The sequence below is a fragment of the Vibrio sp. 1069 genome (genome assembly GCF_033340555.1).
The window spans coordinates 396267-417577 of sequence record NZ_JAWOWP010000004.1 but is presented as its reverse complement, the minus strand read 5'-3'; the positions used below and the strand labels follow the sequence as shown (position 1 = coordinate 417577).

Annotated in this window: 17 protein-coding genes; 1 reads left to right on the top strand and 16 read right to left on the bottom strand. The window is 45.5% G+C overall.

What is annotated here, in order from left to right; genetic code table 11:
* The 5 genes from carB to secA all read right to left on the bottom strand — a co-directional run.
* On the bottom strand, nt 1–926 hold a 926-nt coding region (gene carB, locus R7040_RS09920), incomplete at its 3' end, for a carbamoyl-phosphate synthase large subunit (RefSeq protein ID WP_318096855.1).
* Between the two features lie 16 nt (nt 927–942).
* Nucleotides 943–2082: a glutamine-hydrolyzing carbamoyl-phosphate synthase small subunit gene (gene carA, locus R7040_RS09915; RefSeq protein WP_017821483.1), complete on the bottom strand. Its 1140-nt coding sequence runs from the start codon at nt 2080–2082 to the stop codon at nt 943–945.
* Between the two features lie 481 nt (nt 2083–2563).
* Nucleotides 2564–3373, bottom strand: coding sequence for a 4-hydroxy-tetrahydrodipicolinate reductase (gene dapB / locus R7040_RS09910; RefSeq protein ID WP_005381860.1), 810 nt, complete (start codon nt 3371–3373; stop codon nt 2564–2566).
* 110 nt (nt 3374–3483) lie between these two features.
* A complete protein-coding gene (mutT, locus tag R7040_RS09905) occupies nt 3484–3882 on the bottom strand; it encodes an 8-oxo-dGTP diphosphatase MutT (protein ID WP_005387387.1) in 399 nt (132 codons plus the stop codon).
* Nucleotides 3883–4037: 155 nt separating this feature from the next.
* Complete coding sequence (gene secA / locus R7040_RS09900; protein ID WP_136976978.1) at nt 4038–6767, bottom strand: preprotein translocase subunit SecA; 2730 nt, start codon at nt 6765–6767, stop codon at nt 4038–4040.
* 407 nt (nt 6768–7174) lie between these two features.
* Between secA and R7040_RS09895 the strand changes: the two genes are divergently transcribed.
* On the top strand, nt 7175–7633 hold the full coding sequence (locus R7040_RS09895) for a DUF721 domain-containing protein (protein ID WP_005381869.1): 459 nt from the start codon (nt 7175–7177) through the stop codon (nt 7631–7633).
* A 113-nt stretch (nt 7634–7746) separates the two neighbouring features.
* Here R7040_RS09895 and lpxC read toward each other — a convergent pair whose 3' ends face one another.
* The 11 genes from lpxC to murE all read right to left on the bottom strand — a co-directional run bounded on the left by lpxC (nt 7747) and on the right by murE (nt 21292).
* The gene (lpxC, locus tag R7040_RS09890; protein ID WP_005381871.1) at nt 7747–8664 is read right to left on the bottom strand and encodes a UDP-3-O-acyl-N-acetylglucosamine deacetylase; all 918 of its coding nucleotides are present in this window, start codon (nt 8662–8664) and stop codon (nt 7747–7749) included.
* A gap of 101 nt (nt 8665–8765) precedes the next feature.
* Nucleotides 8766–10004 carry a cell division protein FtsZ gene (gene ftsZ / locus R7040_RS09885; RefSeq protein WP_017633617.1) on the bottom strand — a complete coding sequence of 413 codons (1239 nt, stop codon included), beginning with the start codon at nt 10002–10004 and terminating at the stop codon, nt 8766–8768.
* A gap of 30 nt (nt 10005–10034) precedes the next feature.
* Nucleotides 10035–11297 (bottom strand): cell division protein FtsA, encoded by a 1263-nt coding sequence (gene ftsA, locus R7040_RS09880; protein WP_318096854.1) that lies wholly within the window; start codon nt 11295–11297, stop codon nt 10035–10037.
* The gene (locus R7040_RS09875) at nt 11290–12072 is read right to left on the bottom strand and encodes a cell division protein FtsQ/DivIB (protein WP_025768409.1); all 783 of its coding nucleotides are present in this window, start codon (nt 12070–12072) and stop codon (nt 11290–11292) included. Before R7040_RS09875 ends, ftsA begins: the two co-directional genes overlap by 8 nt.
* 192 nt (nt 12073–12264) lie before the next feature.
* The gene (gene murC / locus R7040_RS09870) at nt 12265–13722 is read right to left on the bottom strand and encodes a UDP-N-acetylmuramate--L-alanine ligase (RefSeq protein ID WP_318096853.1); all 1458 of its coding nucleotides are present in this window, start codon (nt 13720–13722) and stop codon (nt 12265–12267) included.
* Nucleotides 13723–13745: 23 nt separating this feature from the next.
* On the bottom strand, nt 13746–14813 hold the full coding sequence (gene murG, locus R7040_RS09865; RefSeq protein WP_085569656.1) for an undecaprenyldiphospho-muramoylpentapeptide beta-N-acetylglucosaminyltransferase: 1068 nt from the start codon (nt 14811–14813) through the stop codon (nt 13746–13748).
* A complete protein-coding gene (ftsW, locus tag R7040_RS09860; protein ID WP_005372933.1) occupies nt 14800–15996 on the bottom strand; it encodes a cell division protein FtsW in 1197 nt (398 codons plus the stop codon). Before ftsW ends, murG begins: the two co-directional genes overlap by 14 nt.
* Nucleotides 15997–16014: 18 nt before the next feature.
* On the bottom strand, nt 16015–17328 hold the full coding sequence (gene murD / locus R7040_RS09855) for a UDP-N-acetylmuramoyl-L-alanine--D-glutamate ligase (RefSeq protein ID WP_033906092.1): 1314 nt from the start codon (nt 17326–17328) through the stop codon (nt 16015–16017).
* A gap of 39 nt (nt 17329–17367) precedes the next feature.
* A complete protein-coding gene (mraY, locus tag R7040_RS09850; protein ID WP_005372931.1) occupies nt 17368–18450 on the bottom strand; it encodes a phospho-N-acetylmuramoyl-pentapeptide-transferase in 1083 nt (360 codons plus the stop codon).
* Entirely contained in the window at nt 18450–19814 is a 1365-nt protein-coding gene (locus R7040_RS09845) for a UDP-N-acetylmuramoyl-tripeptide--D-alanyl-D-alanine ligase (RefSeq protein ID WP_213896361.1), read from the bottom strand. Before R7040_RS09845 ends, mraY begins: the two co-directional genes overlap by 1 nt.
* Nucleotides 19811–21292, bottom strand: a complete 1482-nt coding sequence (gene murE, locus R7040_RS09840; protein WP_033906090.1) for a UDP-N-acetylmuramoyl-L-alanyl-D-glutamate--2,6-diaminopimelate ligase — start codon at nt 21290–21292, stop codon at nt 19811–19813. The genes R7040_RS09845 and murE overlap by 4 nt, the downstream gene beginning before the upstream one ends.
* Nucleotides 21293–21311 lie beyond the last annotated feature (19 nt).

Genomic DNA, 21311 nt, shown 5'->3' with positions numbered 1-21311 from the left:
GCAGAAGAGCGAGATACACGCGGGTTCATCTCGATGATGACCATACGACCATCTTTCGGGTTGATACCAAACTGTACGTTTGAACCACCTGTTTCAACACCGATTTCACGCAGAACAGCTAGCGATGCATTACGCATAAGCTGGTATTCTTTGTCAGTCAGTGTTTGTGCTGGAGCAACCGTGATTGAGTCACCCGTATGGATGCCCATTGGGTCAAAGTTCTCGATTGAACATACGATGATACAGTTGTCCGCTTTGTCACGAACGACTTCCATTTCGTACTCTTTCCAACCGATTAGCGACTCATCGATAAGAAGTTCGTTGGTCGGAGATAAGTCCAGACCACGACGACAGATTTCTTCGAACTCTTCTTTATTGTACGCGATACCACCACCAGTGCCACCCATGGTGAACGATGGACGGATGATACAAGGGAAGCCAACCATATCTAAAACTTTGTAAGCTTCTTCCATGCTCTTCGCTGTATCTGCGCGAGGACACTCAAGGCCGATAGACTTCATCGCTTTATCAAAACGAGAACGGTCTTCCGCTTTGTCGATTGCATCAGCCGTTGCACCAATCATCTCTACGCCAAACTCTGCGAGAACGCCGTGCTTCTCTAAATCTAACGCACAGTTAAGTGCTGTCTGACCACCCATAGTTGGCAGAACTGCATCAGGACGTTCTTTCTCGATGATCTTGCGTACAACTTCCCACTGAATCGGCTCGATGTAAGTCGCATCTGCCATCTCAGGGTCAGTCATAATCGTTGCTGGATTAGAGTTAACTAGGATAACTCGGTAGCCTTCTTCGCGAAGAGCTTTACACGCTTGTGCGCCAGAGTAGTCAAACTCACATGCCTGACCGATAACAATCGGACCAGCACCAAGAATTAGAATACTTTGAATGTCAGTACGTTTTGGCATTATCTACTACTCCGAATTAAGCGCTGTGTTTTTTGATTAGTTCGATAAAGTGGTCAAATAGCGGTGCCGCGTCATGTGGACCAGGGCTCGCTTCTGGGTGACCTTGGAAGCTAAATGCTGGCTTGTCTGTGCGGTGGATACCTTGCAAAGAGCCATCAAATAGCGATACGTGAGTAGCACGTAAGTTTTCCGGTAATGTTGCTTCATCTGCCGCAAAGCCGTGGTTTTGCGAGGTAATCATCACAACGTTACGCTCTAAATCTTTTACTGGGTGGTTTGCACCGTGGTGACCAAACTTCATTTTCACCGTTTGCGCACCTGATGCTAGCGCCAGAATTTGGTGACCTAGACAAATACCAAAAATTGGCAGGCCTTTTTCTAGGAACACTTTGGTTGCTTCAATCGCGTAAGTACATGGTTCTGGGTCACCAGGGCCGTTTGATAAGAATACGCCATCTGGATTTAGTGCCAGAACTTCTTCCGCTGACGTTTCTGCAGGTACAACCGTTAAGCGGCAGCCGCGGTCAACCAACATTCGTAAGATGTTGCGTTTTGCGCCAAAGTCGTAAGCGACAACGTGGTATGGCAGCTCGCTGTCATCTTTCGCCTCTGGAAGTCCACCTTCAAGCGTCCACGAACCTTGCTTCCATTGATACGCTTCTTTTGTTGTAACTTCTTTCGCAAGGTCCATTCCTTTTAAGCCTGGGAATTCTTTTGCTTTCGCTAGTGCCAAAGCTTCGTCTAGGTTGTTGCCCGCAACAATACAGCCGTTTTGAGCACCTTTTTCACGCAGGATACGAGTGAGCTTACGAGTATCGATATCAGCGATGCCAACGATATTTTGAGACTTAAGATAATCAGAGAGGGATTGTTCGTTACGGAAGTTAGAAGCGATTAGAGGAAGATCGCGAATCACAAGGCCTTGTGCATGAATGGAAGAGGATTCTTCATCTTCGGAAGTGGTTCCGGTATTGCCAATATGAGGATAAGTGAGAGTGACGATTTGCTGAGAATAGGAAGGATCAGTGAGGATTTCTTGATACCCCGTCATCGAGGTATTAAAAACGACTTCACCAACGGAAAGACCATCTGCCCCTATGGACACTCCGCGGAACACTGTCCCATCTTCTAGGACCAACAGTGCTAATTTACCCAAGACAACCTCCAGAATAAAAATGCAAAAAAAATAAATCAAACTGCAAACATGCCTTCCTTTACCTATAAAATCTACATAAATAGGTATTTCAGACAAATTGGCGGTATTCTAAAGTTGGACTCGAAACCTGTCAACCTACAATCAAAAATAAATGATTAATTTCTAGCGAGTAAGGTCATTTTGAATCAGTAAGGCCCAAAAAGATAACTTTTACATGCTATTACATAGAGAGGCATAGAGGTTTAATGAATTTTACAAATTTGAACTTTTTAGAGATCACAAAAAAGTATGAGCTTTTCACGCAAACGTTCACCCAACAAAAAAGACATTAGTTTTTAGACATCAAAACCCAAAACACCCACAAAACAACCAAAATAACAACAAAAGTAAGCACCAAAATACTTTCTGTTAGAATCATTTCATTTACAACTAATTCTATAGATATAAAAAAGCCGGCTACCGCCGGCGAATAATTATGTATTTAGAGTTCATTCAATCCCAAAACATCTGTCATGGTATAAAAGCCCGCTGGTTTGGCACTCAACCAAACAGCGGCCTTGACGGCGCCATTAGCAAACGTCATACGATCGGTCGCTTTGTGCGTTATCTCCACTCGTTCCCCGATATCAGCAAACATGGCTGTGTGCTCACCGACAATATCGCCAGCGCGAATTGTAGCAAAGCCGATCTCATCTTTAGTACGTTCACCTGTGATACCTTCTCGCGCATAGACAGCTACATCATTCAGCTTGTTGCCCATCGCACCAGCAATGGCTTCGCCCATCCCGATAGCGGTACCAGAAGGAGCATCAACTTTATGACGATGATGTGCTTCGACAATCTCAACATCACAGTAGTCGCCCATCACTTTGGCTGCTTTCTCAAGAAGCTTAAATACTAGGTTCACACCAACAGAGTAGTTAGGAGCCATGACAACAGGCACTTGCTTAGCGGCTTCGTCAATCAGTTCACGCTCTGCATCACTGAAACCAGTCGTCCCAATCACAATACTCTTTCCATGCTTCTTACACAGTTCAAGATTCGCCAACGTACTTACTGGGGCAGTAAAATCGATGATTACATCAAAATTATCGACGTCTTTAGCAAGATCATCCGTTAAGAACACATCGAATTTGCCTTCACCACAAAGTTCACCGATATCGACACCGACAAGTGAGGACTCAGGTCGTTCTGATCCCGCGCTCACTGTCGCCTCTGGGTTAAGGTGTGAAGCTTTAACCAAATTACGGCCCATTCGGCCTGCTGCTCCTGCGATTGCAATACGAACCATTGCGCTTTCTCTCCTTCTCTGGATAACGAGGTTTGCTCTCGTTCTCTCGTTTCGCTTAATCTGTTTAAACTAACAACATACCGTGGTTACCACAAGCAAGTTCATCAGGCTTAAGCGAACTCTTTTACGACACGCTCCAAGATAGGCACGTTCGCTTCAGGAAAGGCATAGTTACCCAATTCTCTTATCTCAACCCAGCGACCTTCTTGACCTTCTCGGCCGTAAGGCTCATTACTGAACTTAGATACCGTAATAAAATCAAACTTAAGTGATTTGTCTGGATAGTCATATTCCAAATGCTCGAAAAGGGCTTGCTCAGTAACTTCAATTCCTACCTCTTCTTCAAGTTCTCTTGCTAGAGCATGTTCAATACTTTCTCCTGACTCGACTTTCCCGCCGGGAAACTCCCAAAACCCGCCTTTATGCTTGTCGTCTGGACGCTTTGTAATAAAAATTTTTGATTTGTCTTGGTTAAAAATAATAGCCGCGACTATGTGAATTCTTTTCATAGGGGTTCCTAACTCTCAAGCCGTTACACTTCAACGGTCTTTGCATCTCTAAAACTATCCGATGCTATCAAAACTTATGAAATTCGACAGCCACAGAATTTGCTTAAAAAAAGAGCCGCCTAGGCGACTCTTTAAAAAATTATCTGACTAATACGTTAGTCGATTTTGCCGTGGCACTGTTTATACTTCTTACCACTACCACAAGGGCAAGGCTCATTGCGACCTACTTTACGTTCATCACGTACCATTGGCTGACTTGAACCTTCTTCAGATTCTTCACCTTCAGAAAGAGGGTTTTGTGCTGCTGCGTGTTGCGCTTGAGCACGACGAGCGGCCTCTTCAGCTTGCGCACGACGTTGCTCTTCCATACGTTCAACTTCTTCTTGTTGCTGAACTCGAACGCGAGATAGAACAGTAATCACATCAGTTTTCAGCGCTTCTAGTAGACCTTCAAACAGTTCAAACGATTCACGCTTGTATTCCTGTTTCGGGTTCTTCTGCGCATAGCCGCGTAAGTGAATACCCTGACGCAAGTGATCCATTGCTGCCAAGTGCTCTTTCCAAAGCGTATCCAGAGTTTGAAGCATAACCGATTTCTCGAAGTTACGAAGCACTTGCGCACCCACCACTTCCTCTTTCTCTTTGTACACTTCAACGGCTAGATTGATGATCTTCTCGCGTAGCGCCTCTTCGTAAAGCTTATCGTCTTCTTCAAGCCATTGCTTCACTGGCGCATCAAGATCGAAGTCTGCTTTCAAGCGCTCTTGCAGACCTTCAACGTCCCACATATCTTCTAGTGATTGTGGTGGGATGTACTCATCAATAACCGCTGTTAGCACATCTTCACGGTTTTGCTCGATCATACCGCTGATGTCTTCAACGTTCATCAATTCGTCGCGCAGCTCGTAGACAACCTTACGCTGATCGTTCGCCACATCATCGTATTCTAGTAGCTGCTTACGGATATCAAAGTTACGACCTTCCACTTTGCGCTGTGCTTTTTCAATTGAGCGAGAAAGCATTTTCGATTCAATTGCTTCACCTTCTTCCATACCACTTTGGATAAGGCTCGCCATACGATCAGAAGTGAAAATACGTAACAAAGAGTCTTCCATAGATAGGTAGAAGCGAGATGAACCTGCATCTCCTTGACGACCAGAACGACCACGTAGCTGGTTATCAATACGGCGAGATTCGTGGCGCTCAGTACCAATGATGTGTAGACCACCAGCATCTAGTACTTGATCATGTACCACTTTCCACTCTGCTTTAATCGCATCGATTTGTTCTTGAGTTGGGTTCTCCAAAGCTTCCACTTTTGATTGCCAACTACCGCCAAGCACAATGTCCGTACCACGACCGGCCATGTTGGTCGCGATAGTTACCGCACCAGGCATACCCGCTTCAGCGACAATTTCCGCTTCCTTCTCATGGAATTTTGCATTCAATACGTTGTGTTTGATCTTAGCCTTCTTCAATGCGTTAGAAAGAAGTTCTGATTTTTCAATCGATACTGTACCAACCAATGTTGGCTGACCTTTCGCAACGCGCTCTTTGATATCTTCAATGATTGCAGCAAACTTCTCAGCTTCGGTACGGTACACCACATCCGGCATATCGTTACGAATCATTGGTTTGTTGGTTGGGATAACCACCGTTTCCAAGCCATAAATAGATTGGAACTCAAACGCTTCAGTATCCGCAGTACCTGTCATACCAGACAGTTTTTCGTATAAGCGGAAGTAGTTCTGGAAGGTAATCGAAGCCAAAGTTTGGTTTTCGTTTTGAATCTTAACGCCTTCTTTCGCTTCTACTGCTTGGTGAAGACCTTCAGACCAACGACGACCTGGCATTGTACGACCAGTATGTTCATCAACAATTACTACTTCACCTTCGTCAGTAACGATGTAATCAACGTTGCGCTCAAACAACACATGAGCACGCAAAGCGGCATTCACGTGATGTAACATGCTGATGTTAGTCGGAGAGTAAAGTGTGTCACCCTCTTCCATAAGACCATTTTTCACCAACAGTTCTTCAACGTACTCTTGGCCCGTTTCTGTGAGGTATACTTGCTTTGATTTCTCATCAACAGTGTAGTGACCATCACCACGATATTCTTCAGAGTCTTCTTTGTCTTGCTTTTTAAGATGCGGGATCAAAAGGTTGATTCGGGTGTATAGCTCAGAGCTATCTTCAGCAGGACCAGAAATGATTAAAGGGGTACGAGCTTCATCAATTAGGATTGAGTCCACCTCATCGACAACTGCAAAGAAGCGTTCACGTTGTACGCGATCTTCGCTACGGAAAGCCATATTGTCACGAAGGTAGTCAAAACCAAATTCATTGTTCGTTCCGTACAAGATGTCAGCTTGGTACGCTTCTTTTTTCTCTTGAGGAGGCATGTTTGGCACGTTTACGCCAACAGTCATACCTAAAAATTCAAATAGAGGGCGGTTTGTCTCTGCATCACGTTTAGCTAGATAATCGTTCACTGTTACAATATGAACGCCTTTACCAGCTAGGGCATTTAGGTAAGCAGGAAGCGTTGCCGTCAGCGTTTTACCTTCACCCGTACGCATTTCAGCGATTTGACCCGCATTTAGAACCATACCACCGATAAGCTGGACGTCGAAGTGGCGCATACCGTAGACACGCTTAGATGCTTCACGAACCGTAGCAAAAGCTTCTGGAAGTAGTTTATCAAGAGTTTCACCCTTATCTAGGCGCTCACGGAATTCAACCGTCTTTGCTTTTAACTCTTCGTCACTTAGAGCCTCGAATGTTGGCTCATAGTTATTAATTTCTTTTACAATTTTTCTAAGGCGGCGCAGTGTTCGGTCGTTGCGACTGCCAATCACTTTTGTCAGTAGCTTAGTTATCATTTTTCGTGAATCTCTCTTTATTCAGACCGTTCCCGATCTACTCATAATGCCTTCAGTCTCTGCCAGTTTGGAACTAAGAATACTGAGATAAATCATTTATCAAAGATATTGAGTTCAAACATCCATATTTCAAGGCTAAGTTTTGAAACAATGTGGCTTAGTGTAAGGATTTTTAATCGATACAACCATAAATAGACGTATTTGTTTGAAGCACTCTGAAGTTTTTACTTAAAGTGGTGACTGATTAGCCGATATTGCATACCGCAATATGTGTAATCCATCCAGAGCAAACTTTGCTTTTTACCTTGCTACATTGTAAAACTGAAGCTAAAGACGTTAATGTAAACTATACCTTGATAGAAAGCTGCTCTAGAATAGCTATATCTCAACAAAATTAGATTTTACCTATGCGTGATCACCGTCCAACCTCGACTGAAGATGTTATTGCTGAGTCACAGTTCAAGCAGATTCAAGAACATGCTGGAGAAATCTTACAGCTTAACCAAGCTTTGCAAGAGGTCTTACCCATGGGGACGGCCGATCATTGCCGAGTAGCGAATGTTCGTAACGGCCATCTATTGATCGATGTCTCTAGTGCCGCGATCAAAATGAAGATCGATTACGATCGCCTCATGATCCTAAATAAACTTCGTACTCAAGGCTTTGCCAAGCTGATGAGCGTTGAAGTGAGGATCAATCCTTCACTATATAGAAACCGCTTTCAACAAGACGACAGACCTAAGCGTCCACCACTAACAGAATCTGCAGCAAAGTCATTAATGACGATTGCCGACATGGCGCCACCTAAAATTCAAGAGCGTTTAAAACGATTAGCCGATATGGCAGAAAAGGAAGATCGTAAGTGAACGTTATTTCAATATGCTGAAAGCTTGAATGTTATTGATAAGTCGAAGATTAAAGCCAAATAGCAAAAAACCAGGCACAAACCTGGTTTTTTATTAATTCTAATGCCAAGTATTTACGCAAGCACCATATTTGGTTCTGCGAATGCTACTGGTGAGCCGACTTCTTCTTCGAATGTAGTCCACTCCCACGCTTCCTGATCTGCAAGAACAGCACGTAACAGTTGGTTATTTAAACCGTGGCCAGATTTAAAGGCACGGAATTCACCAATGATTGGATGGCCACACATGTAAAGGTCACCAATCGCATCCAACACTTTGTGAGTCACAAACTCATTTTCAAAGCGTAGACCTTCTTCATTAAGAATACGGTAATCATCCAAAACGATAGCATTATCAAAACTACCACCCAAAACTAGGTTTTGAGATTGTAGATATTCGATATCACGCATAAAGCCAAACGTACGTGCTCGAGAAATCTCACGAACAAAGCCTTTTGACGAGAAATCAAACAGCAAACGTTGCTCGTCTGATTCAATCGCTGGGTGATTAAACTCAATTTCGAAGTCCATACGGAAGCCGTTAAATGGTACAAATTCTGCCCATTTATCACCATCTTCAAAACGAACTGGCTTTTTGATGCGGATGAAGCGTTTTGGCGCATTTTGCGTTTCGATACCTGCTTGTTGTAGCAAGTATACAAATGGGCTTGCACTACCATCCATGATCGGAATTTCAGGTGCGTCTACTTCGACAACAATGTTATCGATGCCCATACCAGCAAGTGCCGCATTCAAGTGCTCAACAGTTGAAATACGCACGCCTTCGTCGTTCACTAGTGCTGTACATAGCATAGTGTCACGAACCGAAGCTGGATCAGCTGGAAAATCTACAGGTGGATTTACATCTGTACGACGGTAAATGATACCTGTATTTGCAGCAGCCGGGCGCAGAGTAAGTGTGACTTTACGACCAGAGTGGAGACCCACACCAGTTGTTTTCACTATTTCTTTCAGAGTACGTTGTCTGATCATCTGCTTGCCTCTCAAAAATTTGCTACAAAACACGGCCGTCTGTAACGTCGACCGTGAATGCTACCATAATTTTGAGCCATGTCAAATTTATGGGTTAAAGATTAATCAGCCTGACGACGCAAAAATGCCGGTATATCTAAATAACCACTTTCCTTTTCTTGCTTTGGAGCCGCAGAACTTTGGCTCGACGAAGCTGGAGAAGAAGGAGCAGTGTTTGTCGGCTGAGGAGTTACCTGTGGCTTCTCTTGCACTTGATTATTTTGCAAAGTCTGTGCCGGTTTTTCTTCAGCTTGCGTTGCCGCTGCTTGTTGCTGTGGTTGAGCTTGCGGCGTCGGTGCCACTTTAGCTTTACCACCCGCAACTAGCGTGATATCTGGCTTTTTCTCATTACCAATACCTGTCGCTACAACTGTTACGCGGATTTCGTCAGTCATATCAGGGTCTAGAGAAGTACCGATAACAACAGTCGCATTGTCAGAAGCGAATGCCTTCACTGTATTACCAACCGTCTCAAACTCGTCAAGACGCATATCCAGACCAGCAGTAATATTGACAAGAACACCACGAGCGCCCGCTAGATCGATGTCTTCCAGAAGTGGGCTAGAAATTGCCATTTCAGCCGCTTCTTCAGCACGGTCTTCACCTTTGGCGATGCCGCTACCCATCATTGCGTGACCCATTTCAGACATTACAGTTCTTACGTCCGCAAAGTCGACGTTGATCATGCCAGGGCGAGTAATTAGCTCAGCAATACCTTGAACGGCATTCTTAAGAACATCGTTAGCGCTTGCAAAAGCTTCTAGTAGTGTTACACCACGACCAAGTACTTTAAGTAGCTTTTCGTTTGGAATCGTGATCAAAGAGTCAACATGCTTAGACAGCTCATCGATACCTTGCTCAGCAAATGCCAAACGCTTTTTACCTTCAAAACTAAACGGTTTAGTTACTACCGCTACTGTTAGAATGCCAAGCTCTTTAGCCACTTCAGCAATAACAGGCGCTGCACCAGTACCGGTACCGCCACCCATACCAGCTGCGATAAACACCATATCGGCGCCAGTCAGGGAATCTTTAATTCGATCTCTGTCTTCGAGAGCTGCGTCACGGCCAACCTGTGGATTAGCACCTGCACCCAGACCTTTAGTGATATCACCACCGATCTGAATAACATTGCCAACGCTTGTCTTACGAAGTGCTTGCGCATCAGTGTTGACGCTGATGAATTCCACACCTTCGATGGATTCACGCACCATGTGTTCAACGGCGTTACCACCGCCGCCACCAACCCCAACGACCTTGATTACTGCATCGTCAGACATTTCCATCATCGGTTCAAACATGTGTTGTCTCCGTTTATCCTGCAACTCAGGTTAAAACTCTTTTTGTATCCAGTTACGCAATTTATCGAAAAAGCCAGTTACAGATGAGCGTTTAGGTTCATTATAATCGCTATCGTCGCTAGACTGCATGTCTCTTGCGTAATGAAGTAATCCAACTGCCGTAGAATGGTACGGCTCTTTTACATAGTCAGTTAATCCGCTGACTTCGAGCGGTTTGCCGACCCTTACTTGATTGCGGAATACGCGTTCCGCACATTCTACCACTCCGTTCATTTGCGCAGCACCGCCAGTGAGTACAACTCCCGCGGCGAGATGGTGCTTGATACCCTCTTCGCGCAATTTTGCTTGTACAGAGTCGATAGTTTGGTTAACCAGTCCCATAAGCTCAGAGTAGCGTGGCTCAATCACTTCTGACAACGTTTGACGTTGCAGGCTACGTGATGGTCGTCCACCTACGCTTGGTACATTAACCGTGTCATCCTTACTGACCAGTTCACTCAAAGCACAGCCATATTTGACTTTTATTTCTTCAGCATCGCTCACTGGCGTACCAAAAGCAAAAGCAATATCACTGGTTACAGCATTTCCTGCGTACGAAAATACTTCTGTGTGACGTAACGCACCGCCAGTCCAGATGGCCACATCCATCGTGCCGGCGCCAATATCAACCACACAAACTCCAAGCTCTCTTTCATCCTCGGTGATTACTGCATTGCTAGCAGCAAGCCCAGAAAATACGAGTTGTTCTACTTTAAGGCCGCAGCGTTCTACCGCCTTAATAATGTTGCGTGCCATGTCATTATGGCATGAGATAAGGTGGACACTCACTTCCATTCTTACCCCAGATAAACCAAGCGGATTTTTGATTCCTTCTTGGTAATCAATGGTGAACTCTTGCGGGATCACATGAAGAATTCGCTGTTCATCACCGATTTTAATCGATTTTGCGGTATGGATAGCTCGATCCATGTCTTCTTGAGACACCTCTTCATCAGAAATCGTGCCCATACCTTTTTCAATTCGGCTTGCGATATGCTTACCAGACAACGAAATGAAGACTCGGCTGATCTGGCACTCTGCCATTAATTCAGCTTGATCAATTGCACGTTGTACTGATTTTACAACCGACTCCAAATCATTCACGCCACCTTTATCCATGCCGCGTGAGGGGCTACTACCTGCGCCAATAATATTAATTTGACCGTCTGGTAAAACCTCACCCACTAGAGCCGATACGGTTGCAGTGCCTATATCAAGACCAACAATAATGTTGTCATCAGCGGCCTTAGTCATCTGTACTCTCTTCTAACTCTTGTTCAGGAAACCAACCAACTGCGGCTCCTGTATCGTACCTAAGATCGATATAACTGATTCTTTGCGTGTCACTGCCAAGCTTGTTATAGAGCTTAAAAAAGCGCTCTATACGCTCAAGAAGAGACTCTTTACCGAGCTCTAATCGAATACCGTTATCAAGGATGATTTGCCAAGCTCGTCGCTCGTTTAATACCAGAGACGATATCGCTAAACCCAATTGCTGAAACTTAGGACTCAAATCACGGTAAGTCTGTAAGACTTCCGGTCCGCTATCTTTGGGTCCGTACAGCTTCACTTTTTCTTCTTGCAACAGAGCAACATCTCCATCAAAAACGAACCCGTTTTTATCTAACAGTTCGTTGCCATTCCAAATGGCTTCTGGTTGATGCTCCGTCAAAAAAACTTTTACTGTATCCGGCCACTGCTTTCGGATTGCGGCATGCGCTACCCATGGCAGAGCTTCGACACTTTGCTGTAATACATCAATATCCTGAGACATAAATGTACCGATGTGATCAATTCGACTAAATGCAGCCTGCACATCGTCAGCTTGGACATACTCCAGTTTCCCCTGAAGTACTATTTTGGAGAGAGGTAACCTTTGGTCATCCCACATCCAACTGATCGCCGCGTACAAAACAGAACTAATTAAAGTCACAACCACAACGAAAAATAACGCACCCAAGATTTTTTCTTGACGACCAGGGTTGTTACCCGTATTTGGTCGCTCGTCATTCAGTGCAATATTCAACAACGTCTTCGTTTCCTGACTTTTGTCGTGTACTTTTTACCCATATAATTACGCAGAGGTAAAAGTCTTGACTTTAACCTTGGGATTATACTGAGCTCTTGTAAACTATCAAACACTGATAGCAATAAATCACAATGATATTGACGCAAAATCGAGATCTGAGTCTTTATCTGTCCTTCGCATCAACAATATGTGTCAGCCAAGCATCGTGTTTATATTCAATTTAAGACCTGCCAGCTGTTTCGCCACTTTACCAATATCACCCGCACCTTGCGTTAAGATTAGGTCGCCGTCTTGTATAACGTTAGCTAAAACTGAAGGTAATTGCTCGATTTCTGGAACAAAAATCGGATCTACCTTGCCTCGGCTGCGAATTGTGCGACATAAAGCGCGCCCATCAGCACCTGCAATCGGCTTTTCACCCGCTGCGTAAACATCCAGCATGATCAATACATCCACCTGTTCAAGCACATTCGCGAAATCATCGTATAAATCACGAGTACGGCTATAACGGTGCGGTTGGAAAATCATCACCAAACGCTTGTCTTGCCACCCACTGCGTGCTGCATTAATGGTTACATCCACTTCTGTTGGATGATGGCCGTAATCATCAACAAGCATTGCATGGCCGTTGCCAGTATCAAACTCGCCAAGGTGATCAAAACGTCTTCCCGTACCTTGAGTACCAGCCATTGCCTTTAGGATCGCATCGTCTTCAATATCATCTTCAGTAGCAACCGCAATCGCAGCAGACGCATTCAATGCATTGTGACGACCTGGAATATTCAGCGTGATATCTAAGTTAGCTCGCCCTTTACGTACTACCGTAAATTTGCCTTGCTGTCCCTCTTGACGATAATCTTCAATACGTACGTCGGCATCTTCAGAAAAACCGTAAGTTATCACTTGACGACTAATACGTGGGATTAACTCTCGAACCACAGGATCGTCAATGCAAACAATTGCTTGGCCGTAAAACGGTAGATTATGAAGGAAATCGATGAAGGTTTGCTTTAAGGTTTCAAAGTCACCACCATAGGTATCCATATGATCGGCTTCGATATTGGTAACAATGCTCACCATTGGTTGCAAGTGCAGGAATGACGCGTCACTTTCATCTGCCTCTGCAATTAGAATACGACTCGAGCCTAGACGCGCATTTGTACCTGCGCTTTTCACCAAACCGCCATTCACAAACGTTGGATCAAGACCGGCTTCAGAATAGATTTGAGTAACAAGAGCGGTCGTCGTGGTTTTACCGTGTGTACCCGCAACGGCAATACCGTGACGGAATCGCATCAATTCAGCCAACATCTCTGCGCGGCGTACAATAGGGATGCGTAATTCACGTGCCGCCATCACTTCTGGGTTTTCTTCGTTGATCGCCGTTGACACAACAACCACACTGGCTTTTTCTACATTACTGGCTTGATGACCAATAAATACCGTCGCACCTTTTGATACCAAACGCTCTGTCACAGCGTTCTCTGATAGATCAGAACCTGTGATTTGGTAGCCTTCGTTCAACAGCACTTCTGCAATGCCGCTCATGCCCGCACCACCAATACCGATGAAGTGGATGGATTTCACGCGGCGCATCTCTGGCACCATTGCGCGAATCTGAGCTAAGTTTTGTGTATGTTGGATTGTCATCAATTCTATTCTCAATAATTCGGTTAACGCTTTTCGGTCAAAGCGACAATGGCTTGTGCGACAACTCGGTCAGCATTCAATTTTGCAGCGCCACGCGCTTGCTCAGCCATTGTAAGTAAAGCTTGGCGATCCAATTGTTGGATCTGCAGAGTCAGAGACTCAACGGTTAAATCTGGTTGTTCAATCATTTTCGCCGCGCCGCAATCCACCAAGTGGTCTGCATTAAGTGCTTGCTGGCGGTCTTTGTGCATGAATGGAACAAAAATAGCGCCTACACCTGCCGCCGAGACTTCAGATACGGTTAACGCTCCAGAGCGACAAACTAAAAGGTCAGCCCATGTGTAAGCTTCTGCAACGTCATCAATGAATTCCATTACTTCTGCATTTACCACACCATTAGCTTGGTATGCTGCATTCACTTCTTCGGCGGCACCTTTACCCGCTTGATGACGAATACAGTAATCTTCGCCCAATTTCGACATCACTTCTGGCAGAGTTTGGTTAAGAATACGTGCGCCTTGGCTGCCACCCATCACCAAAATGCGAATTGGACCTTGGCGCTCTTGCATGCGCTCAGTTGGCGCTGCTAATTGAGTCACGTCTTCACGAACTGGGTTCCCAACCACATCGGCATTTGGAAAAGCGCCTGGGAAAGCCTGAAAAACCTTCTTAGCGATTTTCGATAACCATTGGTTCGTTAAACCTGCTACTGCATTTTGTTCATGCAGAACAACAGGAATACCACTCATCCAAGCGGCAATACCACCCGGGCCGCTAACATAACCGCCCATACCAAGCACTGCGTCTGGCTGCCAGCGTTTCATGTGAGCACGAGCCTGCATAATGGCATTGATAATTTGAAATGGTGCTGCAAGAAGACGTTTAACGCCTTGACCTCGTAACCCTTTCACTTTGATAAAGTCGATTTCAATGCCATGTTTTGGCACCAAATCCGCTTCCATTCGATCCGCCGTACCTAACCAACGGATCTCCCAACCTTGCTCTTGAAGCTGTTTTGCTACCGCCAAACCTGGGAATACGTGACCGCCAGTACCACCAGCCATCACCATCAAACGCTTATTTTGTTTCATTAGCTTGTTGTTCTGATTGTTGTTGCTCGCGTTTCAAGCGGCATTCGTAATCGATACGCAGTAGTATGGACACTGCGACGGACATAATTATTAGACTAGAACCACCATAACTGATGAGTGGAAGTGTTAAACCTTTAGTTGGAACAATACCGGCGGCAGCTCCAACATTAACCAAGGTTTGAAACGCAAACCAAATACCAATTCCGAAAGCCAGATAACCTCCGAACATTTCGCCTTCTTCAAATGCACGCTTGCCGATGTAAACCGCTTTTAGCACCAAGCTAAAAATAAGCATTAAGACCAGCACTACGCCTACGAAACCAAGCTCTTCAGCAAGTACGGCAAACACAAAGTCGGTATGCGCTTCCGGTAGATATTCCAGTTTTTGAATTGAATTACCGAGACCTTGTCCGAACCATTCACCACGACCAAACGCCATCAAAGACTGAGTCAACTGATAGCCACTGCCAAATGGATCTTCCCACGGGTCAAGGAAGGAGGTTACTCGTCGCATACGGTATGGCTCGACGAGAATCAAACCTACTACAGCGCCGATACCTGCCACCATCAAGGCGAGAAACTGGGTTAGTTTTGCACCTGCGATAAAAAGCATGCCAAACAGCGTGACCAGCATCACGACGACCGTCCCCAAGTCTGGCTGACCAAGTAGTAATACTGCGAAGAAGGCAAACACCATGATTGGCTTCATAAAGCCACCAAAGAACGTTTGTCGTACTTCGTCTTGCTTTCGAACTAAGTAACCAGACATGAAGATAAACAGCGATAGCTTCGCGACTTCCGCTGGCTGAAGGTTAAACAGCCCAAGGGGAATCCAACGAGACGCACCATTAACCGACTTACCCGCCAAGAGCACGATGATCAACAGTGCGAAAGAAGCCCAAAGTAAGTAATGGCTCTTCTTAAACCACTCTTGCAAAGGCACTTGCAAAATAACAGCGGAGGTCCCTAACGCCAGCACGAGAAACGTCGCATGACGAAACATAAAGTGGAACGGCTGTTCCGTTAATCGAGAGCTGATTGGAAATGATGCAGAGGTTACCATGACCAAACCAGTCAACATCAAACCCAGTGCAATCCACACTAACTGACGATCAAACATCGCCTCTGGGGCTGGATGCTTGAGCCAATTGCCAATACTGCGTTTAACGTTACCTAAACCCACGAAGTGTGTAACCTTTAATTATGCATATTTCTGAGCAAGAGCAGCGAAAGCATCACCTCTTGCCATAAAGTTGTCGAATTGATCAAAGCTAGCACATGCAGGAGACAGCATCACCATATCACCTGGTTTTAACTGCGAAGATACTTGTTGAATCACATCTTCCATAGTGTCGAAACGTATTGCAGATTCATGCAGTGGCATAAATTCATCGCCATCAGCGCCAAAGCAACACAGTTGCAAGTTAAGCGTCGCGAAGATCGGTTTTAATGGCGAGAAGTCAGCACCTTTGCCAACACCACCAACGAGTAAGTAGAGCTTGCCTGTCGATTCCAAACCAGATAGCGCAGCCATAGTGCTGGCAATATTAGTTGCTTTAGAGTCATTCACCCATTTGACGCCTTGATTATCCGCAACCACCTGGCATCGGTGTGTCAGTCCCGTGTAATTTTTAAGTGCATTCAATGCTTTGTGATAGTTTACGTCCGCAGCTTTTAATAGCGCTAAAGCAACCAGAGCGTTAGATAAGTTGTGCTTACCAACCAACTTAAGCTCATCACTTGCGACAACTCGTTGACCGTGATCGAGCAGCCAAGTACGGTTGCCATCCACCTCGAGACCAAAGTCCTGATTGTCGCTGCCAAATGTCACCAATGGCATCTCTGCGTCTGGGAAGGTTTCTTGATCATCACGGTTCACGACTGCAAGAGCAGCATGGTTAAAAATACGCAACTTAGCTTGTCGATAGTCAGACATGCCTTGATAACGATCCATATGATCTTCAGAAAGATTCAGAAACGCAGCGGCTTTGAGCTTTAAGCTTGACGTCGTTTCTAACTGGAAGCTCGAGAGTTCGAGTACATATAGGTCTGCGTCTTGTTCTAACAAATCCAGAGCAGGCACACCGATGTTACCACCAACGCCAACATCCAAACCTGCAGCGTTAGCCATCACACCTGTGAGGTCGGTTACTGTGCTCTTACCGTTTGAGCCCGTAATCGCAATCACCGGTTTCTGCACCGCCCAAGCGAATAACTCGATATCACCTACTACTGCCGTACCTTTTGCTAATACGGCTTGGATCTCTGGTGTCGCTAGCGCAATACCAGGGTTGGTCACGATAAGATCCGCGTCAGAAAGCCAGTCTGTATTCCAACCACCACTATGCAGTTGAACATCTTCCGGCAAGCGCTCTGCACCCGGAGGGTTTACGCGAGTATCAATGACTTTGACCACAAGCTGTGGCTGATTTTTTCTTAGGTGTTTAACGACAGAGAGCCCGGTAATACCGAGCCCTACGACGACAACACTATGTATGTTTTGCCAACGTTCCATATTTGATCACACTGTAAATCTTGTTCTTGGAAAGTGCGATTAACGCACTTTCAATGTCGCAAGACCAATCAGAACAAGAACCATAGAAATAATCCAGAAACGCACGATTACGCGAGGTTCTGGCCAACCTTTCAATTCGTAGTGGTGGTGAATCGGTGCCATACGAAAAATGCGCTGACCACGCAGTTTGTATGAACCCACCTGTAGAATTACCGACAGCGTTTCCATCACAAACACACCGCCCATGATCACCAACACCAACTCTTGACGAACGAGAACAGCAATAGTGCCTAACGCGCCGCCAAGCGCTAGTGAGCCGACATCACCCATGAACACTTGTGCTGGATACGTGTTAAACCACAAGAAACCAAGGCCTGCACCGACGATTGCTGTACATACGACAACCAACTCAGAAGCATGTGGTAAGTATGGAATATGAAGGTATTCAGAGAAGTTAACGTTACCGGTCGCCCATGCAATAACCGCGAAGCCTGCTGCAACAAGAACCGTTGGCATGATTGCCAAACCGTCTAGACCATCAGTCAGGTTAACCGCGTTACTTGTACCTACAATGACAAAGTAAGTCAGAATGATATACATCAAACCAAGCTGCGGCATGATGTCTTTAAAGAATGGCACCACTAGCTGAGTTGCTGCTGTGTCTTTACCGTAAGCATACAATGCGAAAGCGACGACAAACGCGATCAACGACTGCCAGAAGTACTTCCAACGCGCGATCAAGCCATCGGTATTTTTGCGTACCACTTTACGATAATCATCAACAAATCCGACCGCACCGTAGCCAAGTAAGACTGTCAGTACCGCCCATACGTAAGGGTTGGATAAGTCTGTCCATAGCAAAATCGTGATTGAGATGGCCGCTAAGATCATGATACCGCCCATTGTTGGGGTACCACGCTTACTAAAGTGAGATTCAGGACCTTCGTTACGCACTACCTGACCAATTTGCAGCATTTGCAAACGCTTGATCATGATTGGTCCCATCCATAATGACAGACCTAGAGCGGTTAATACGCTTAGGATTGCTCGAAAAGACAAGTATTCAAACAATCGGAAAAAAGACAGGTATGGCTGTAGCAGCTCGGCAAGCCAAATAATCATTAATAATACTCCTTCAAAGCAGCAGCGACTTCAAACATACGTGCACCATTCGCTCCTTTCACCAATATCGTATGGTTTTCAGGAACGGCTTGGTCTAGATGCTGCTTGATGTATTCAATCATCTCTTGGTGCGTCTCAAAATGAATGCCTTGGCAAAGATCACTGATCACCTTGGCGTCTGCACCATATGTGAGAACATGTTCAAATTTTTGTGGGGCAGCATGTTCCCCGACTTGACGATGAAGTGCAAGACTTTCCTCGCCCAATTCCGCCATATTACCTAAAATCAGCCAGCGTTGACCTGGGAAAGCGGCCAATAAATCAACTGCCGCTTTCATGGCTGGCACGCTCGCGTTGTAGCTGTCGTCAATCAATTTTATCTTTTCGCTCAGCGCTTCAACCTCGACGCGACCTTTCACTTTGTTCAAATGTTTAAGGCCAGCGCGAACCTCTTCTAATGTGGCGCCCATTTGTAACGCAATAATAGAAGCAGCGATCGCATTCGCAACGTTGTGTTGACCTATAATACCCAGAGACAGTTCAATTTCTTGTGAGCTTGCTGCGATATGTAAGTCAAAGCTTGCTTCACCTGCGGCGTTCAATACGATGTTAGAAGCGAAGAAGTCTGCATCAGTATTACTTTGTGAAAAAGTAATGACTTTCTTATCTGCTAACACTTCATCCCACTTGGCTTCACCATTGCTGTCTAGGTTAACAATCGCAATACCACCAGCTGAAAGGCCTTGGTAGATTTCACCTTTGGCTTGTTTCACGCCATCGATAGAACCAAAGCCTTCAAGGTGAGCGGCGGCTACATTGTTCACTAACGCGATATCTGGTTTTACTAACTGAGTCGTGTAAGCAATTTCACCTATATGATTAGCACCAAGCTCAATCGCGGCATAATCATCATCCTGCTGTGAGCGCAATAATGTCAACGGAACACCAATATCATTATTGAAGTTACCCGCCGTGAATAACACTTTGCCTTTCAATTGCAGGATACTCGCAACCATTTCTTTTACGGTCGTTTTACCGCAACTTCCGGTGATGGCAACGGTAGGTGTTTTGCATGCTTGATGCACCCAAGAAGCAAACTCACCCAATGCAAGTTTGGTATCCGACACCACAATTTGCGGCACATTCACATCTAAGCGTTTTTCTACGAGTAAAGCACCGGCACCTGCATCTACCGCTTGTTGGCAAAAGTTGTGCGCATCAAAGCGCTCCCCAACTAACGCGACGAATAAAGCCCCACGCTCAATCGTTCGTGTATCAGTAGAAACCGCGTCGATAAGTAGCTCGTCGCCGAATCGCTCACCACGAGTGATGTCTGCAATTTGAGATAACGTTACTTTGATCATGAGGTCAATCCTAAAAGTTGCATTGCGGACTCGCGGTCGGAGTAATGAATCGTTTCGCCATTACGAATCTGATAATCTTCATGGCCCTTTCCAGCTAACAAGATAATGTCGTTTGGCGAAGCATTTTCAATGGCATAAGACAGCGCTTTGAAGCGGTCATGCTGAACAATCGCTTCAGCAGGTTTTGACAGCCCAGCTAACATATCTTTCACAATCTGAACCGGATCTTCGCTGCGTGGGTTATCGTCAGTCAACACCACTCTGTCGCCCAGACGCTCTGCAATTTCCGCCATCATTGGACGCTTACCTGCATCGCGATCGCCACCGCAGCCAAAAATAGCCCACAGCTGGCCTTCACAATGAACTCGTAAAGCTTGCAGCGCTTTTTCTAAAGCATCAGGAGTATGAGCATAATCGACCACGACTTTGGCACGATCCTCAGTTTGGAATAACTCCATTCGGCCGAGTACGGGTTGCAGTTGACCTGCAGTTTCGAGTAACGCTTGTTTCTCTTTACCTAAGCTTAATAAGGTCGCAAAAGCGAGCATTAAGTTGGTTGCATTAAACTCACCAATCAATGGCGCGTGCAATTCACCTGAGCCAAATTTACCATCGAACTTAATAGTAATCCCTGACTCCGCGTAACTGACTTCCGTCGCCCAAATTGCGCTTTCAAATTCAGTGTTCGGCTTGAGCGAAACAGCGACCGCATTACTTAACTGCGACGCCCATTGATGACCTACTTCATCATCAGCATTGATAATGGCACGTTCACATTGGTGTTGCGTGAACAACCCAAGCTTTGCATTGGCATACTCTTCCATCGTGCCATGATAATCTAAGTGGTCACGACTTAAGTTAGTAAACACGCCCGCCGCAAATGATAGTGCTTTGACACGACCTTGCGTCAGGCCATGGGAAGATACTTCTAGCGCGGTGTATGTGGCTTGTTGATTTGCGAGAGAGGAGAGCGTTTTCTGAATTTCAACGGCATTCCCCGTTGTATTCGCAGCTTGTTGCAAGTTATTGAGGAAGCCATTTCCTGTTGTTCCCATTACCGCCGCTTTATGGTCAAGCAGTTCTAGCCATTGCGCTATTAACTGGGTAATGGTGGTTTTGCCGTTGGTACCGGTGACACCAATCAAATCCATATTAGGGTAAGCATAGAGCTTTCCAGCAATTGCGGATAAACGTTGGTCCAACCTATCGATGTAAATGACGGGAACATCATCAATGATTTCGACCGTACCATGTGTTTTGACATCGCAGGCTTGCGCCAGGGCTGCATTTGCACCTTGCTCAATTGCAGAGGCAATGAATTTACGCCCATCCACAACATGGCCAATCACTGCTACAAACGTGGTTCCAGGTTGAACTCTTCGGCTGTCGAGCTCCAATTCAGAAACAAGAACGGACGATAAGCTAGGGCAATCCACCCAAGGGGAAAGCAGCACGTCCATACTGATGGCTTTAGTCATATTTGTTCTCCGAGCTTTG